We start from the raw sequence: 14,997 nt of genomic DNA on the forward strand, positions 1-14,997 counted from the left end.
GGTGCTGGTGCCGGAGTGGCCGCCGCGGCCACACCTGTCGCCGCACCTGTCGCCACACCTGTCGCCGCACCCGCCTCGATGAGGGGAACGGCGGCAAGGCCCGTGAGCGTCGGTGCAGTTGCGCCCCTCAGCGCGGCCGCCGCCGTAGTCCAGCCCCCCACTCCCGAAGAGGTCGAGCAGGCGCGCCGCGCCGCGCAGGCCTCGGCCGCGGCGGCCGCGGCGGCTCAGCAGCGTTTGGAGGCTGCGCAAGCCCAGTTGGACGTAGTGGCCTCTGAGGCCAATGAGGCGCTGGAGCGCTACCAGCAGGCGGTCGAGGCTCACCAGGCCGCTCAGCAGCGTGAGGTCGAGGAGCAGACGCGACTGGACGCGGCTGAAACTGCCTTGAGCCGGGGTCAGGACGATCTCGGCCGCTGGGCTTCGCAGGCCTATCGCAGCGCTGAGGTGATGCCGCAGTACACCGGCATGGTGCGACTGCTGCAACGTAGTGCCACCGATGAGACCGCTCAGGCGATGGCCATCGCCCAACGTTTGGGCGCCAGCCGCAACAACGCCGTCACCGACTACGAGATGGCTCAGCGGAGGCAAGCTGAAGCCGCCGAGCGTGCCGTTGAGGCTCGTCAGGCCAGTCAGGCCCGCGCTGAGCAGGCCAGCAAGGCCAAGGAAGCGGTCGATGCCTTGGTCGCTCAGCAGAGTGCGCAGGTGAAGGATCTGACCGCGTTGCAGACCGCTGCGACCGGGGTGGCCCGTAATGACGCGACCCGCGCGGACAACCTGGCCACGGCCCGAGCCGTCGCTGACGCTGAAGCTGCCGCCGCGGCAGCGCGGGCCGCAGCTGAGGCTCAAGCGACCGCTGCAGCCCAAGCGAGGTCTACGGCGAGCAGCGCCCTAGACGCCACCAGTGCTGGCGCTGGCCCGAGCACAGGGGGTGATTGTGCGGGAAGCAGCACCGCCGGCTACCCCAACGGCCTCATCCCACGCAGCGCGCTGTGCCCGTTGTGGGGAGCCTCCGGCCACGTGCTGCGCGTCGACGCCGCCGAGGCCTTCAACCGCCTCAGCCAGGCCTACGCGCAGGAGTTCAGTCGGCCGATGTGCGTGACTGACTCTTACCGCACCCTGACTGAGCAGATCGACGTGAAGCGACGCAAACCCGATCTGGCCGCCACACCGGGCACCAGTCGCCACGGTTTGGGCATCGCCGTCGACCTCGGGTGCGGGGTGCAGAATTTTGGTTCTCCACAGTTCATCTGGCTCAAGCGCAACGCGGCCCTGTTCGGCTGGCTGCATCCGGCCTGGGCAGAGCGTGCGAACGGTCCTTTCGAGCCCTGGCACTGGGAGTACACCGGGTAATACCCCAGCAATCTCAGCCGGTTGCCGGCCGTTGCTCCCGTGGCCCCAACACGGTGCCGCAGCAGACCGCTGGACACCTCAGCTCTGACTGCAACTTGTTGCACACGAAGCGGCCTGCGGAAACAGCCAATGACCGTGGATAACCGACCACCTCATCCTCTACATCCGCCTCACCGACCGCCAAGCACCTGCCGCCTGAGGTGCGGACGCGAGGGATCACCGCATCAGCTGACGCTGCGTAGCCACCCGTTCTACGATGAGGACCAGCTCAGTCGACCCTCTGGAGTGCCGGTGCTCACCTTGCTCAGCGGCGCTCGCACCCCCCTCACCGGTCAACGGCTGACGGTCGCCACCCACCTCGAAGATCGACTGGACCTGCTGGCCCTGCTCGTCGACGAACGCCGCCAGGCCGCCTCCGATGCAGACCTGATCTTCTGGAACGCCCCCGACGACCGCCACGGCGTCCGCCTCCTCAGCTCCGGGCGCCTGCAACTGATCTTGAACCGGGTCCCGGCCTCGATCGAGCGCATCATCCTCGCCGCCTCCCGCGACGGTGCCCCCTTCGCCGACCTGGGATCCCTGCGCACCACCCTCGGCAGCGACGACGGCTCCCAGGTGCTCCTGCAGGCCGACCACCTCAGCGTCGAGACCGTCGTGATCCTGGGCGAGGTCTACCGCCACCAAGGCGCGTGGCGGGTCAGTTCCGTTGGCGCCGGCTACGCCAACGGCCTCGTCGGACTCCTACGCGATCACGGGATCACCGTTGATGACGACGGGACCGAGAACGCAGCCCCGACCCACGACCCGACCGTGCCCCGAACTGCAGCTCCGCCACCACCGCCACCAGCCGCGACCCCACCGGCCGGGTCCCGCTCCGCACGGCCAGCCTCAAGCGGTCCCTCGAGCACCCCACCCAGGCCTACACCTGCACCTCACGGTGGTCCTCCCCCGCCGGCACCGCTTCGCCCCGACCCCGCCCGACAGGGCCAGCGCGGCTACTGCCCCCACTGCAGCACCAAACTGCCCCGCAAGCTGCTGTCCTTCAGCCCCTGCCCCACCTGCACGCCGCTGCGTCAGGCGTGGCTGCGCGACCTCGAGCGCATCCTGGCCACCTCACCACCTGCCGGCCTGGACCAGCACTGGCGGCGCCTGCACGAGCTGGGCCTGACCTACCCCCGGATGCGCCCGGACATCGAGCCGATCGCGCTGACGCACCTGCAGACCGTCGTCCACGTCGCCTTCGCCGACTCCATCATCGAACAGCACGAGATCGACGACTTCGACGCCTGGGTCGCTGCCCTCTCCCTGCAAGACCACCACCAGGTCGCGGTGCTGAGGAGCCAGCTGCTGCGCGGGCAACAACTCAGCCTCATCCGCTCCGGAGTCCTGCCCCGGGTGAACGTCTACGGCCTGCACCTGCAAGCCGATGAAACCCCCCACTTGCAAGCCCCGGCCACCTACGTCAAGCGCAACGCCTCCAGCGAGCGCCTGCACTCTGGTCAGCTGCTCATCACCAGCCGTGGCCTGGCCTTCAGCGGAGTCAGCGGGCACCAGTACACCTACAAGCAGGTGCTGCGGGTCGACGCCTTCGGCCCCGACGTCCACATCCAAACCACCCGCGCCGGTGGGGAGTACGTCTACCGCGTCGTGGACGCCGACATCGTCGCCGCCACCACTGAAGGGGCACTGCGCATCGCCAAACGCCTGGTCATCGCCCCCGGCCAGCGTGACTCCCGCCGCATCCCGCACGCGGTGAAAGTCGCGGTCTTCCAGCGCGATGGCGGCAAGTGCGTGCAGTGCGGACGCAGTGAGTACCTGGAGTACGACCACGACATCCCCTGGAGCCTGGGCGGGGCCACCAGCGAGGACAACCTGCGACTGCTGTGCCGGCGCTGCAACCAGGAGAAGGGCGCGCGCATCTGAGGCAGATCCGATGCAGATGCGCCCGTCTCGACGTCCCGCAGACATCCCCTGGGCTGGCTCGACCGCCCGGGTGGTCTGCTTCAAGACCCGACCACCACAAGCCGAAACGACGATCATGCCGTTCGCGGACACACACCACGACCTCCCCGCGACAAGCAGCGACCTCCGACCGGGCGCACTGGACAGCAGGGCTCTCCCGGCGGCACCAGCAGCACCGGAGGAGACACCGCTCGGACACGTGCGACTGCTACCCACCGACCCCCGCGACATGGTCCCCTCCGCCGTGCGCTGGGCTTGCACGCTTCACGCCAGCATCCGCACCATCCCCCGCACGCAGTTGCCCTCCCCTTCACGCACCTCGCTGCAAGCGGTGGTGTGGGTTCTCGCCGCGGCCGCCGACTACGACAACCGCATCCCGCCTGATCACACCGCCGCCGTACTCGCCCGCGAAGCCAGTGTCGGGGACCGGGTCTGGCAGAAACGCACCGCGTGGCTGCGCGAGCGGGGCTGGCTCGTACACGGCCCCGGTGGGCCCAGCGACGGCTGGCAGCTGAGCACGCCTTGATCCCACCCCATGAGGAGCTGCGGTCTCAGTCGCAGCCCCAGTCACCGGGCCAGGGTCACCGGCCGCACCGCTCGCAGGCGCAGCGTCACGCCGACACCGCCGCGGTCGCGACCCGACGCACCGCGCCGTGGAGCCCAGCCGAGGACGATGAACTGGCCGCGTGCGTCAACGCTGACGAACTCGAAGCGTTCGCAATGCGCTGGTCGCGGACCTTCCGGGCAGTAGAGCAACGCCAGCGACGCTCTCGCCCAACCCCTCACGCCGGGATCCCAACCGGTACCGGTTGGATCCAGAGCAACTTCCGGCCTAGGCGACCGAATCCTGGTCTTCTTCCTCCTTTCAGCGGGCGGCGAAAATGATTGACGCGGCGTCATCCCGTAGTCCGAGGTGTCGAGATGAGCCCACAACGACAAGATCGTCAGGTGGCTGACAACAAGGACCGCCTCATAGGCAGGCCTATCCATGAGGGACTCCCCCGCCGTGCCTGGACGACGATCGCAGCAGTGTTTCTTGGCGCCCTTGGGCTCGCCAGCATCCTGTGGTGGTTCGCACCGATGTGGGCAGTCAACGACGCCGACCACACGCGAATCACCGCCGCCGGACAAGAGGTACCGGACCGCGAGAAGATCGCCGAAGCAGAAGGAGCGGCTCGCACGCCACTCGGTGTCGCCGGCGCTGCCCTGCTGGCTGGAGCTGCCGCAGTCGCGGGGGCGATCGTCAGCAGCCACAACGCTCGGCTGACACGAGAGTCACTGGAGCAGACTCGGGAGTCCAATCGTCTCGCCGCACTGCGCGACAGCGATACGAAGGAGCACAGCTCCCGAGTCCTCACCCATGAGCAAGCCCGCGCTGACGACGACCGGTTCACCAAGGCCATCGACCAGCTCGGGAACACCAGCGCCTCGGTACGCCTGGGGGCACTGCACTCCCTGCATCGCCTGGCTACCCAGCGCACAGAGCGCACCGAAGTCGTCCTTGATGTCTTCTGCGCCTACCTGCGTCAGCCCTTTCATCACCCAGATCACGACCACGAGCCGTCCGAACCACCAAGCACGGAGGACCCCACTGGCGACGCATGGTGGCCCCACGACCACAAGGAACGCGATGAGCGAGCCGCCGAAGGCGAAGTACGCCGTACCGCGCTCCGCCTGATCCGCGAGCTACTGCCGCCAGCCCTACCCAGTGACCAGCGGCCAGACTCAGCCCTCAACGACGTCATCCCTCTGACGCCGGGCAAACAGCGCTTCAACCTCAACCTCAGCGGCGCGGCGCTCGACCACCTTGACCTCCGTGAACGTCAGGTTGGTGTCCTCGCCCTGGAAGGCGCCTACGTTGCCGGAAGGGTGGTGCTGACACAGGCGCAGGTGGATGGCGCACTGCTTCTGGGTGAGGGAACACACATCCGCAAGGACCTGGTCATCGGCTTGGGGGCTCGTGTACTGCAGGTCTACATGGGTCAGGGAACGCGGGTAGACGGAACGTTGAGGATCAGTGGCGGTTCCCGCATCGAAAGAGGGGTGGACCTCGGACCCGATTGCTACGTCGGAGCCATAGAGATCGCAGGGGCGGCGGAGGTTGACCGCCTCGATCTCGGCGCGGGTGTGCGCGTGGCCGGAAACATCACCATCAAGGACGAGGCCCAGGTGCAAAGGGTCTTGAGGGTTGGGCGCGGCACTCGCATCGGCGGGAAGATTGGTCTGTCTCACGGCCGCCTGCATGGCAATCTCTCTGTCGAGCAGGACGTTCACATCGCACAGGGCATCGAGATTGGCTGGGATTCACTTGTGCACGGGGCCGTACAGATCGGACAAGACTCACATCTGCTGGCCCTAGACGTCGACGCAGGAGCCATCATCGATGGCGGCATTATTCTTGACGGGGCTCACATCGAGAACATGATTACGCTCGACGACGGGGCTCAAGTTCATCGCGGAGTGCGCCTATACAGGCGGGCGATCGTAGGCGGCCACCTAGCCCTACGCTCCGGGGCCCGCATCACCGGGATGGTGTACCTCAACACCTCGGTCTTGCGCGGCCTCACCCTGGACGAAGGTGCCCACCTGGAGCTGCTACGAGTGGATGAACAGGGGAGGTTAGAGCTGCTGGATGTGGCCTCACCGACGCAAATCGGTCGGGTCGAGATGCATCGAGAGTCAGATACCCCGATCGACCTGCTGACCGCGAAGGGGCTTGATGTCGACCTATGGCCAGAAACCTAAGGCTCGGAGTGCAGGTAGTCGGCGCAAAGTGACGGGTCTTCGTAGATCACCTAACGCTGGTGTCGGCCATGCGGAAGGAAGGTTGCGCACCGTACCCCGAAACTCCCAGCCCGCTGCTGCTACTGCGTCACCCTGGGGATCAGCCAACCCCTGTGGAGGAGTTCCCTGGAAAAATCAAGATCGCCCTAACCGCAGCCACTCTGCTCCTGCCGAGGGTGCCGCTGGCCTCCGCAGTCTTGGAGCTTAGGACGCTCGGCCGGCCCCGACCGTCACCGTCACCGAGGCCCCCGACGCCCAGCCCGAAGCAGCCACCGGTGAACCGGCCGCCGCGTCGACCTCGAGTGCACCCGCCGCCGCGGCCAGGTACAGCGAGCGTCTCCGGAGGCCGAGCGCACCGACCCCATCGCCGCCACCCCGTCAGCAGTCCCGTCAGCAGTCGCGTCAGCCGCAGCCGCGGAGGTCTCCCCCGCACGGACCTGCACGGCCTGACTCGCGGCCGGCGACAGAGGCAGCTGATTCGGTATGGAGGGTCACCTTCACGGGAGCGGTCAGGACATGACGCCCCTCCTCCTCAGGTCCGCAGAGCTCCACGGTGAGCGTCGCAAGCGTGGTGAGGGCCACAGCCCGGTGAGGTGTGGCGCGGGCATGCGCGCGGTCTCGACGTGGTTGAGTACGGCGCCCTCGTACCCAGACAAACCGTCAGGGCACCGGGCAGACAACGCACCACACAGGGAGAAGAACTCATGGCAACCGACTACGACGCACCACGCAAGACCGACGACGACGACACCGACTCCATCGAGGAGCTAAAGACCCACCGCACCGACAAGACCTCGTCCTCCCGCGTCGATGAGGACGAGACCGACGCCGCCGAGGGCTTCGAGCTGCCCGGTGCCGACCTCTCCGGCGAGGAACTGTCGGTGCAAGTCCTGCCGCGTCAGCAGGACGAGTTCACCTGCACCAACTGCTTCCTGGTCAAGCACCGCAGCCAACTGCACACCGCCCAGAGCAGGGGCGACGGTCAGCTGATCTGCAACGACTGCGCCGACTGACGCGTCGTCGGCGCAGGCTCGCCCCGGGCTCGCGTCGATCGTCATCGGGTCATGCGACGGCGGCGCGGCTGCGGCGATGAGCGGGGCCCCGGTCCGCTCGAGCCCTCCTGCTCGAAGGGTGCGTGGAGCGCACTGCCGCAGGGCCGCACGGCCGCACGGCCGCACGGTGAGTTTCCCCAAGCGAGACGAACGGGGTTCTCCTGTCGGTGGCGGTTGTAGCGTCGTGAGTTGTCGATCTTCCGGGCAGGGTCCGGTGAGAAGGAGCGCGGGTGGCGATCACCGATTTCATCTTCACTCCCGTCCTCACGTCTGAAGTGGAGTACGACGTCGTGGGTGAGCGCGGCGGCCGGTGGACGTTGTTCCAGCGCGGGTGCACGTACGAGGACGCTGTGGTTGCGCTGGAGGAGGCCCGCTCGGGTGGCCCGTCCGCCACCTGGCACCTGGTGCGCCGTACGACCGCGGTGACGGAGGAACTCATGCCCAGCGGCGCGGTTGAGGAACCTGCCTCGGGACGCTAGGTGGTGGAGAAGCGCGTACTTCGTAGGTCGTGCAGCGGGAATCGAGGGAGAGGTGAGGACGTTGGACGCAGCACTGCCGGTCTGGCTCTTGGACGTCGACGGCGTGCTCAACGCCTCCCGCCCTGGTTGGGGTGGACCGCCTCGAACCCGCAACGCCGTCTCCAATGGGGTGGGGTACCGCATCCGCTGGTCCCCGGCGCTACTGGACCGGGTCCGGGCTCTGCACCTCTCGGGCCGGGTGGAGATCCGCTGGTGCACGACGTGGTGTCCAGACGCGGACCAGTTGGAGGCACTCTTCGGGCTTCCCTCCCTGCCGCGCGCGTGGTCGATGCCGTTGTTCGATCAGGAGGCCGCCGCGGCGAAGTTGGCGGCGGCGCGGGAGGTGCTGGCCTCTGGGCGGGCGCTGGTGTGGACTGACGACACCGAAGTTCCCTTGGACGGTCCGGTGCGCGAGGAGCTGTTGCGCGCGGGACCGGCGTTGCTGCTCCGTCCGACGCCTGCTCGAGGTCTGCAGCCGGGTGACCTAGACGCCATCGACGTCTTCCTCGACTCTGTTGCCGCAGCCGTTGCCACCGACCACCGCGATCACGCGCCGGAGAACCGTCGCTGATGCAGCCATCGCAGATGGGTCTGCGCCGGTCGGGTGCGTCAGGTCAACGCGTGCAGCTGTACCGCGAGGACGCTGACCCCTCGGGGGCCGGTGCGGCGCACGCGGCCGGTGACCAGCAGCAGCGAGGCCCGGTACAGCAGGTGGTGACTGGTGCTCGCCTGCACGTCGGCGAAGACGGTGACATCGACGCAGCCGGTACCGTCCTCCAGGGTCAGGAACACGACCCGGCGTCCTGAGCGCACCGGCGGGGTCTGGGTCGCCACGCGCACGCCGGCGACCAGGACGTCGACGTCGGTGCGCACCTCCAGCAGTCGCTGCGCCGGGGTGAAGCCTCGCCGGCGCAGTTCAGGCAGGTGTGGGGTGAGGACGTGCTGCTGCAGGTCCATCCCCGTGCTGGCCAGCTCGGTGCTCACCTGCTGCTCCGGGGTCGGCGCCAGATGCCCGGCGGCGGCGCTGGCCAGGTCGAGATCACCCAGCGGCAACGCAAGCTGGCCGGAGTGCCAGCCGGCGAACCGACCCGCTGAACGGCCCACTCCCCTGCCCGCTGACTGTCCCGCCGGCTGCACGGCTGACCGTTCTCCTGGCTGGACCGCCGCGGGCGGCACCGCCGAGGACAACCCCGCCGCGGTGCGTGCAGCGGGCGACGCAGTGCGTTGCGGTCTCGCAGTGCCGGTCTCGGTGCGGGTCTCGACGTCGGCGAGGTCGCTGACGAGAGTTTCCGCAGAAGTAGCTGCAGAGATGACTGCAGTATTGGCGGCGAGGGGCGGTGAGGTCGCTGCGGAGCTTCGTGGTTGCGGCACCACCCTTTCCCCGGACCTACCCCTGGATTCAGGCCCGGGCGGGCGTCCTGCTCTGGAGCGGGTACTGATCTGTTGCAGGTGGGCCAGCAGGTCCCCACGGGTCAAGACCCGCCTCAGAGCCCGCTCGCTTCCCTCTCCCCCGTCCGGACTGGTGCTGTGGCTTGCGCGGTAGGTGGTTCCTGGCCGAAGGGATGCACCCACCACCGGGTCCAGGCCGGCGAGGTCGTCCAGGGCTCCAAGGCGGGCCAGGCGCAGGAGGGTGGGGCGGCGGGGTCGGGCCCGGTCACGGAAGTCGCCGACGTCGAGGAAGGGCTGCGCGGCGACGATGCGTTCCACCTCGACGGCGTGCAGGTCCTTGACCACGGTCAACGGGGGACGGATCCCCCACCGCTGCTCCCCATCAACCGATGGACCAGCGGGAGTCGGAGGCTCGCTGCGCCAGACGTCGGTGGAGGCCTGGACGTCGACGGGCAGGATCGCGATGCCCAGACGTCGAGCCTCAGCCACGAGGAGGCGGCGGGGGTACATGCCGGGGTCGTGTTCGATGAGACCGGTGAGGAACTGCACCGGGTAGTGCGCCTTCAACCAGGCACTCTGGTAGGTGATGGCGGCGAACGCGGCGGCGTGGGCGCGCGCGAAACCGAACCCGCCGTGGGCGGCGATGAGTTTCCACACCGCGTCGACGACGTCGCGGGGGTAGCCGCGGGCGGTGGCTGCGGCGCGGAAGTCGGCTTCCACCTCGAGGCGGGCGTCGGGGTCGGAGAGGTGGCGGCGCCACACGTCGGCGCGGGCCAGGCCGCAGCCGGTGAAGACGTCGAGGATGCGCATGACCTGCTCGTGGAAGATGACCACGCCGTGGGTCTCGGACAGGATCGGGGTGAGGTCGGGGTGTGGGAGGCGGCGGGGTCCGCCGGTGGCGACCCAGCCGTGATGGCCCTCCAGGAACGGGGAGATCATGTCCCCGGCCATCGGTCCGGGCCGGAAGAGGGCAACGTCGATGACGAGGTCGGAGAACGCCCGAGGCTGGAACTTCCCCAGCAGCTCACGTTGGCCGGGGGACTCGATCTGGAACACCCCGAGGGTATGGGTGGAGCGGATCAGCTCGAACGTGGCGGGGTCATCCAGGGGGATGGTGTCCAGGTTTGGCGCGAGGCCAGGAGTGGAGCCACCGACGAGGACCTGTGCCCCGGTAGACGTTTCCCTGGTTGGCGCGACAGGGGCGGGTTCGCCGACCGGGGACTGCGAACCCGCCGCGCCCACGGCGCGGTAGCCGGGAACGAGGTGGGCCAGTTCGGGAACTCCGACCGCGGCGGAACGTGGCGCTGGTTGCGTGTTCTCCGGCGCCGCTGCGGTGCGTTCGATCTCGGTGAGGGTGTAGGCGATGGCCGACTGCATCCGCACACCGAGGACGTCGAGTTTGAGCCAGCCCATCGGGTCGATGTCGTCCTTGTCGAACTGGCTCATGGCCATGCCCTCGATCCCGCACGCCTGCACCGGGGTCCGGGCGAGTAGGGACGCGTCGGAGAGGATCACCCCGCACGGGTGCATCGAGAGGTGCCGGGGCAGGCGGTCGAGGGTGGCGGTGACGTCGACGAGCAGGTCCAGCTGCCGGTGACCGCGCACCAGCTCCGCGAGCTCACGCAGTTCGGGGAGTTCCGCCATCGCTTGCCGGACGCGGGAGGCGGACACCCCGCGCAGGCTGGCCGCGACTTCGTCGACGACTTCGGGTTCCACCCCCAGGGCGAGGCCGGCGGCGCGGACCGCGCCGCGGGCGCGATAGGCCTGGGTGGTGGCCATCAGGGTTACGCGTTCGGGCCCGAAGCGGTCGCGGATGGCGCGGTAGATGTCGTGGCGGCGGGCGGACTCCACGTCGAGGTCGATGTCGGGAAGGGTCTCGCGTCGATCTGAAATGAAGCGCTCAAAAAGGAGGCCATGGTCCAGGGGGTCCACGTTGCTTACCCCGAGCAGCCACAGCAGGACGCTGCCCACGCCGGACCCGCGGGCGGTGGCGCGCACGCCGAGGCCGTGGATGAGGCGGACGGATTCGTCGACGGCGAGGAAGTAGGTGGCGTAGTTGAGGCGGTCGACGACGGCGAGTTCAGCGTGCACCCGCTCCTGCACCGCCCGCACCCTGGCAGGGTTCGCGCCGGGGTAGCGACGGCCGATACCGGCATTAGCGCGGGCGCGCAGCATCCCGAGTGCGGCGGCGTAGCCGTTCGGGTCGTCGGCGAAGGTGGCCGCGGCGTCGATCCCGAGGACCGCCGGTTCCGGCACCCGCGCTCTGCCCCACCCCAGGTCGGTTTCCGGGTCCAGGCGGCACCGCTCGGCCAGGGCGGCGGTGCGTTCCAGCAGTCCGCCGGCGTGGTCGCGGCCGCGGTGCTCCACCCCGGCGGCGGTGGCGATCTCACGGGCCAGGTCCTCCATCAGCTGCGGGGGTTTCAGCCAGGCCTGGGCGTTGGGCAACAGGGCATGTGCGGCGTGTAGCTCCTCCAGGCCGCGCAACGCGGCGACGGCGTCGCCGACGTCGGCGGTGGGGACGTCACCCGGGTGCAGGAGCCGGACGGCGTTGGTCAGCACGGTGGGGATGCCGACGGCAGCCGCAGCCCGCAGCACACGCGCGGCCGTGCCGACCGAGGCGGGGTGCCCGTCGCGGGTGAGGTGGCACACGACCTCCACCGCGAGCGCCGTGGCGGGTAGGAGGCGGGTCCAGGTTTCCCAGGCGTCGATGACGTCGCGGAGGCGTCCGGTGGCGAGGGCTTGGCCCAGGTCGGTGCCGGGGCCGAGGAGGACGGTGGCGGCGTGTTCGTTGCCGGTGGCGGGGGCCAGGGCGGTGGCCAGGGCGTGAGGGGTGAGGGCGGCTGTTGCGGCGCTGGGGCTGGCACCAGAACTGGTGGTGTTGGCGCGGTGAGCGGTGGTGGTGGCGCGGCACAGCGCGGCCCACCCGGCCCCGTGGGTGCGGCCGTGGGCGAGGACCACGATGCGCCCAGCTCCCGGTCCGGGACCGGCACCTACCGCGGCACCGCCTGCGGCACCAACTGCGGCACCGCCCGGCGCCGGCGGGTGGGTGAAGGTCTGCGTGGCCCCAGGACGCCTGCTCGACTGACCCGGGCGCAGAGCGAGGTCGACACCGGCGATGGGATCGATACCGACGGACCGGCAGGCACTGACGTGCTGGATCAACCCAGCCATCTGACCGCGGTCGGTCAGGGCCAACGCGGGAGATCCGGCGCTCGCGGCGGCCGCGGCCAAGGTGGCGGGGTCAGTGGTGCCGTGATGGTGGGAGTGCCCGCTGGCGACGTGCAGGTGGGTGAACGGGGTGCTCACGACGGTTCACGGTTCCTCGACGCGCAGGACGTGCCAGTCGTCGCCGGCGCGCAGGACCTCGACGCTGATGGTGACCGGCTCGGACCGAGGCTGTTCCCCCGCGAGGTCCTGGAGGTCTTGGGATCCCTCGTCGAAGTCATCGCTGTAGTCGTCGCTGTAGTCGTCGTTGTAGTCGCCTTCGTCGCCGCAGCCGAAGTCGTCCGCGAAACCCTCCTCGCCGTCAGCCCCGAATCCGTCGTGTCGGTCCGCGCTGCGCGAGAGATCCCCTCCCTGACGCGAGTACGTGGGGACGGCGCGCAAGGTGGGCGCCGGCGGCGGGACCTCTGCCTGCAGCCGCCAGCGTTCCTGGTCGACCAGGGCTAGGGCCTGGTCGAGATCGAGGCGACGCTGCGAGCGCCACCAAGGGATGACGGGCCGCTCGTGCCAGCGCACTGCGTGGGTGATCGGCAGCAGCATGCCGCGCCAGCGCACGGCAGTGGGACGGCCAGCGTCAACCACCACGACCACGTCTTCAGCGGCGCTCGCGGAGAGTTGGTCGAGACGTTCTCCCCCGGTGTCGCCGTCGGGGGCGTACTCGCCGATGGTGGCGGCCATGAGCCTCCCTTCGGCCGAGGTCGAACACTTGTTCGATCAGCACTGTAGGGGGTAGACCGTGATCTGCGTCGAACCGGCGTGGCTCAGGCGGCCTAACGCCCCGCAGCCGCGACGTGGCCGAGCGCTGAGCCGCTAGTGTCGTGTCTCACTGTTTCGCGGCATTAACGGCGGTGAGGTAGCCAGCGAGTCGGTCCAGGATCTCGTCTGCTGTTCTGACCCAGACGTAGGGTTTCGGGTCGTCATTCCAGTTGGTGGTCCATGTGCGGATGTCGGAGGCAAGATCAGCGACGCTACGGTGGATACCGCGGCGCAGGACGCGGGCGTCGACTTCGCCGAACCAGCGTTCGACCAAGTTCAGCCAGGAGGAGCTGGTGGGGATGAAGTGCATGTGGAAGCGGGGGTGGCGAAGCAGCCAGCGTTTGACTGCGGGGGTCTTGTGGGTGGCGTAGTTGTCCAGGACCAGGTGCACTGCCAGGTCGTCGGGGACCTCACGGTTGATCTGGTTCAAGAACTTCACGAATTCGCTGCTGCGGTGCCGGGAGTGCAGGGTGTGGTGGACATGTCCGGTGGCCAGGTCCAGTGCAGCGAAGAGGCTTTGCACGCCGTGGCGGACGTAGTCGTGGGTTCGGCGGGCGGGGGTGGTGGGCAGCATCGGCAGGCAGGGCTGGGTGCGGTCCAGGGCCTGGATCTGGGATTTCTCGTCTACGCACAAGACAACCGCCTGCTCGGGTGGGTTCAGGTACAGGCCGACGACGTCGTGGACCTTTTCGATGAACAGGGGGTCTTGGGAGATCTTGAAGGTTTCTTGCCGGTGGGGTTGAAGGCCGTAGGCCTGCCAGATGCGGGCGACGCTGGCGGCGGAGACGCCGCTGTGCTTGGCCATCAGTCGGGTGGTCCAGTGAGTCCCGCCGTCGATGGGTTGCATCGACTGGGTGGCGTTGATGATGTCTGCGACCTGCTCATCAGTGATTGATCGGGCGTGACCGGGGCGTGGTTCGTCGTACAGGCCCTCGATGCGGTCGCGGACGAACCGCTGGCGCCACTTCCCGACGGTGCTGGGCGTGGTGTGGCAGTGGCTGGCGACGTCGTTGTTGCTCATGCCTTGTCCTGCGGCGAGGATGATGTTGGCTCGCAGGGCCATCGCCTGGGAGGTGGAGTGTCGGCGAACCAGTTTCGTGAGCTCGTCGCGTTCGGCGTCACCAAGGACGAGTTCAGCTTTGGGGCGTCCGGTACGGGCCATGGTGAATTGTACCCGACTTACCTTGCGAAACAGTGAGACACGACACTAGGAGTCCAGCCCGGTGTGATGTCTCAGGACTTCGGTGACAGCCGCAGGTCTGAGCAGGTGTCGACCGCCCACAACAGCGCACACAACGCGGGATGACCGTGCGGTGCGGTGCGTAGGCCCCACCGCACGGTGGCGTTCACGACGGTGCGGAGCTGGGTGACGGGTCTACCGCCACGACCGTCGGCAGCTCGGAGGGCGGGGTCGCGCCCCAGACGCCGACGGAGTACCGGGTGTCGTCATCGACCATCACGTACAGACGTGTCGGTACCCCTACCTGAGCGGTCTTGTAGGTGCCGAGGTTGGCGCCGGAGCCTCCGCAGCCGGAGTTGACCTGGGTGGCCCACACGGTGTGCTCGTCGCCGAAGCCGGCGTTCCAGGGGCGGCCTTCGTAGGCGTCGCCGCAGGAGACGCCCACGGTCACCTCGGCGAAGGAGCTGGTGTCGGGCAGGACGAAGGTGTGGGAGCCGGTGTGCTCCTCGTCCAGGAGCACGGTGCTGGTCTGCAGGAAGGTCGGGGCCAGTTCGGGGTGCTCGGTCCAGTAGCTCACGATGGTGGTGTCCGGCTGCTGGGTCGGGATGTCGTCGCCTTCCCCGGTGCTCGAGCACGCTGCGGTCAGGAGCACCAGGGCCGCTGCTGTGGCCAACAGGTCAGTGCGGTGTCCACGCTTCACATCGGCTCTCCTTCAAGGTCAGGGGCTCGACCGTAGATGACGACGGGGGGCCAGGTAGGGAGGTTGATCACATCCGCCGTGACCGTG

General features: G+C 68.8%; 11 protein-coding genes. 7 read left to right on the forward strand and 4 right to left on the reverse strand.

What is annotated here, in order from left to right:
• Positions 1–102 precede the first annotated feature (102 nt).
• The 7 genes from OG218_RS00145 (at position 103) to OG218_RS00175 (ending at position 8,234) form a co-directional block, all read left to right on the forward strand.
• Entirely contained in the window at positions 103–1,347 is a 1,245-nt protein-coding gene (locus OG218_RS00145; protein ID WP_328291176.1) for a M15 family metallopeptidase, read from the forward strand.
• A gap of 291 nt (positions 1,348–1,638) precedes the next feature.
• Positions 1,639–3,270, forward strand: a complete 1,632-nt coding sequence (locus OG218_RS00150) for a TerD family protein (RefSeq protein ID WP_328291177.1) — start codon at positions 1,639–1,641, stop codon at positions 3,268–3,270.
• Positions 3,271–3,538: 268 nt separating this feature from the next.
• The gene (locus tag OG218_RS00155) at positions 3,539–3,835 is read left to right on the forward strand and encodes a hypothetical protein (RefSeq protein WP_328291178.1); all 297 of its coding nucleotides are present in this window, start codon (positions 3,539–3,541) and stop codon (positions 3,833–3,835) included.
• Positions 3,836–4,257: 422 nt separating this feature from the next.
• Positions 4,258–6,054 (forward strand): hypothetical protein, encoded by a 1,797-nt coding sequence (locus OG218_RS00160; protein WP_328291179.1) that lies wholly within the window; start codon positions 4,258–4,260, stop codon positions 6,052–6,054.
• A gap of 743 nt (positions 6,055–6,797) precedes the next feature.
• The gene (locus OG218_RS00165) at positions 6,798–7,106 is read left to right on the forward strand and encodes a DUF4193 domain-containing protein (RefSeq protein ID WP_328291180.1); all 309 of its coding nucleotides are present in this window, start codon (positions 6,798–6,800) and stop codon (positions 7,104–7,106) included.
• Between the two features lie 269 nt (positions 7,107–7,375).
• Positions 7,376–7,624 (forward strand): hypothetical protein, encoded by a 249-nt coding sequence (locus OG218_RS00170; protein WP_328291181.1) that lies wholly within the window; start codon positions 7,376–7,378, stop codon positions 7,622–7,624.
• A gap of 61 nt (positions 7,625–7,685) precedes the next feature.
• Positions 7,686–8,234 carry a hypothetical protein gene (locus OG218_RS00175; protein WP_328291182.1) on the forward strand — a complete coding sequence of 183 codons (549 nt, stop codon included), beginning with the start codon at positions 7,686–7,688 and terminating at the stop codon, positions 8,232–8,234.
• A gap of 38 nt (positions 8,235–8,272) precedes the next feature.
• Here OG218_RS00175 and OG218_RS00180 read toward each other — a convergent pair whose 3' ends face one another.
• The 4 genes from OG218_RS00180 to OG218_RS00195 all read right to left on the reverse strand — a co-directional run bounded on the left by OG218_RS00180 (position 8,273) and on the right by OG218_RS00195 (position 14,910).
• Positions 8,273–12,358, reverse strand: a complete 4,086-nt coding sequence (locus tag OG218_RS00180) for a PHP domain-containing protein (protein WP_328291183.1) — start codon at positions 12,356–12,358, stop codon at positions 8,273–8,275.
• A 6-nt stretch (positions 12,359–12,364) separates the two neighbouring features.
• The gene (locus tag OG218_RS00185) at positions 12,365–12,952 is read right to left on the reverse strand and encodes a hypothetical protein (RefSeq protein ID WP_328291184.1); all 588 of its coding nucleotides are present in this window, start codon (positions 12,950–12,952) and stop codon (positions 12,365–12,367) included.
• A 145-nt stretch (positions 12,953–13,097) separates the two neighbouring features.
• Positions 13,098–14,192 (reverse strand): IS630 family transposase, encoded by a 1,095-nt coding sequence (locus OG218_RS00190; protein WP_328291185.1) that lies wholly within the window; start codon positions 14,190–14,192, stop codon positions 13,098–13,100.
• Between the two features lie 184 nt (positions 14,193–14,376).
• Positions 14,377–14,910: a hypothetical protein gene (locus OG218_RS00195; RefSeq protein ID WP_328291186.1), complete on the reverse strand. Its 534-nt coding sequence runs from the start codon at positions 14,908–14,910 to the stop codon at positions 14,377–14,379.
• Between the last annotated feature and the right edge of the window lie 87 nt (positions 14,911–14,997).

The organism is Kineococcus sp. NBC_00420 (genome assembly GCF_036021035.1).
Classification (GTDB): Bacteria; Actinomycetota; Actinomycetes; order Actinomycetales; family Kineococcaceae; genus Kineococcus.

Bases quoted from the DNA above. Each gene is read 5' to 3' on its own strand.
- OG218_RS00165 (WP_328291180.1), top strand. From the start codon at position 6,798: ATGGCAACCGACTACGACGCACCACGCAAGACCGACGACGACGACACC.
- OG218_RS00155 (WP_328291178.1), top strand. From the start codon at position 3,539: ATGGTCCCCTCCGCCGTGCGCTGGGCTTGCACGCTTCACGCCAGCATC.
- OG218_RS00185 (WP_328291184.1), bottom strand. From the start codon at position 12,952: ATGGCCGCCACCATCGGCGAGTACGCCCCCGACGGCGACACCGGGGGA.
- OG218_RS00190 (WP_328291185.1), bottom strand. From the start codon at position 14,192: ATGGCCCGTACCGGACGCCCCAAAGCTGAACTCGTCCTTGGTGACGCC.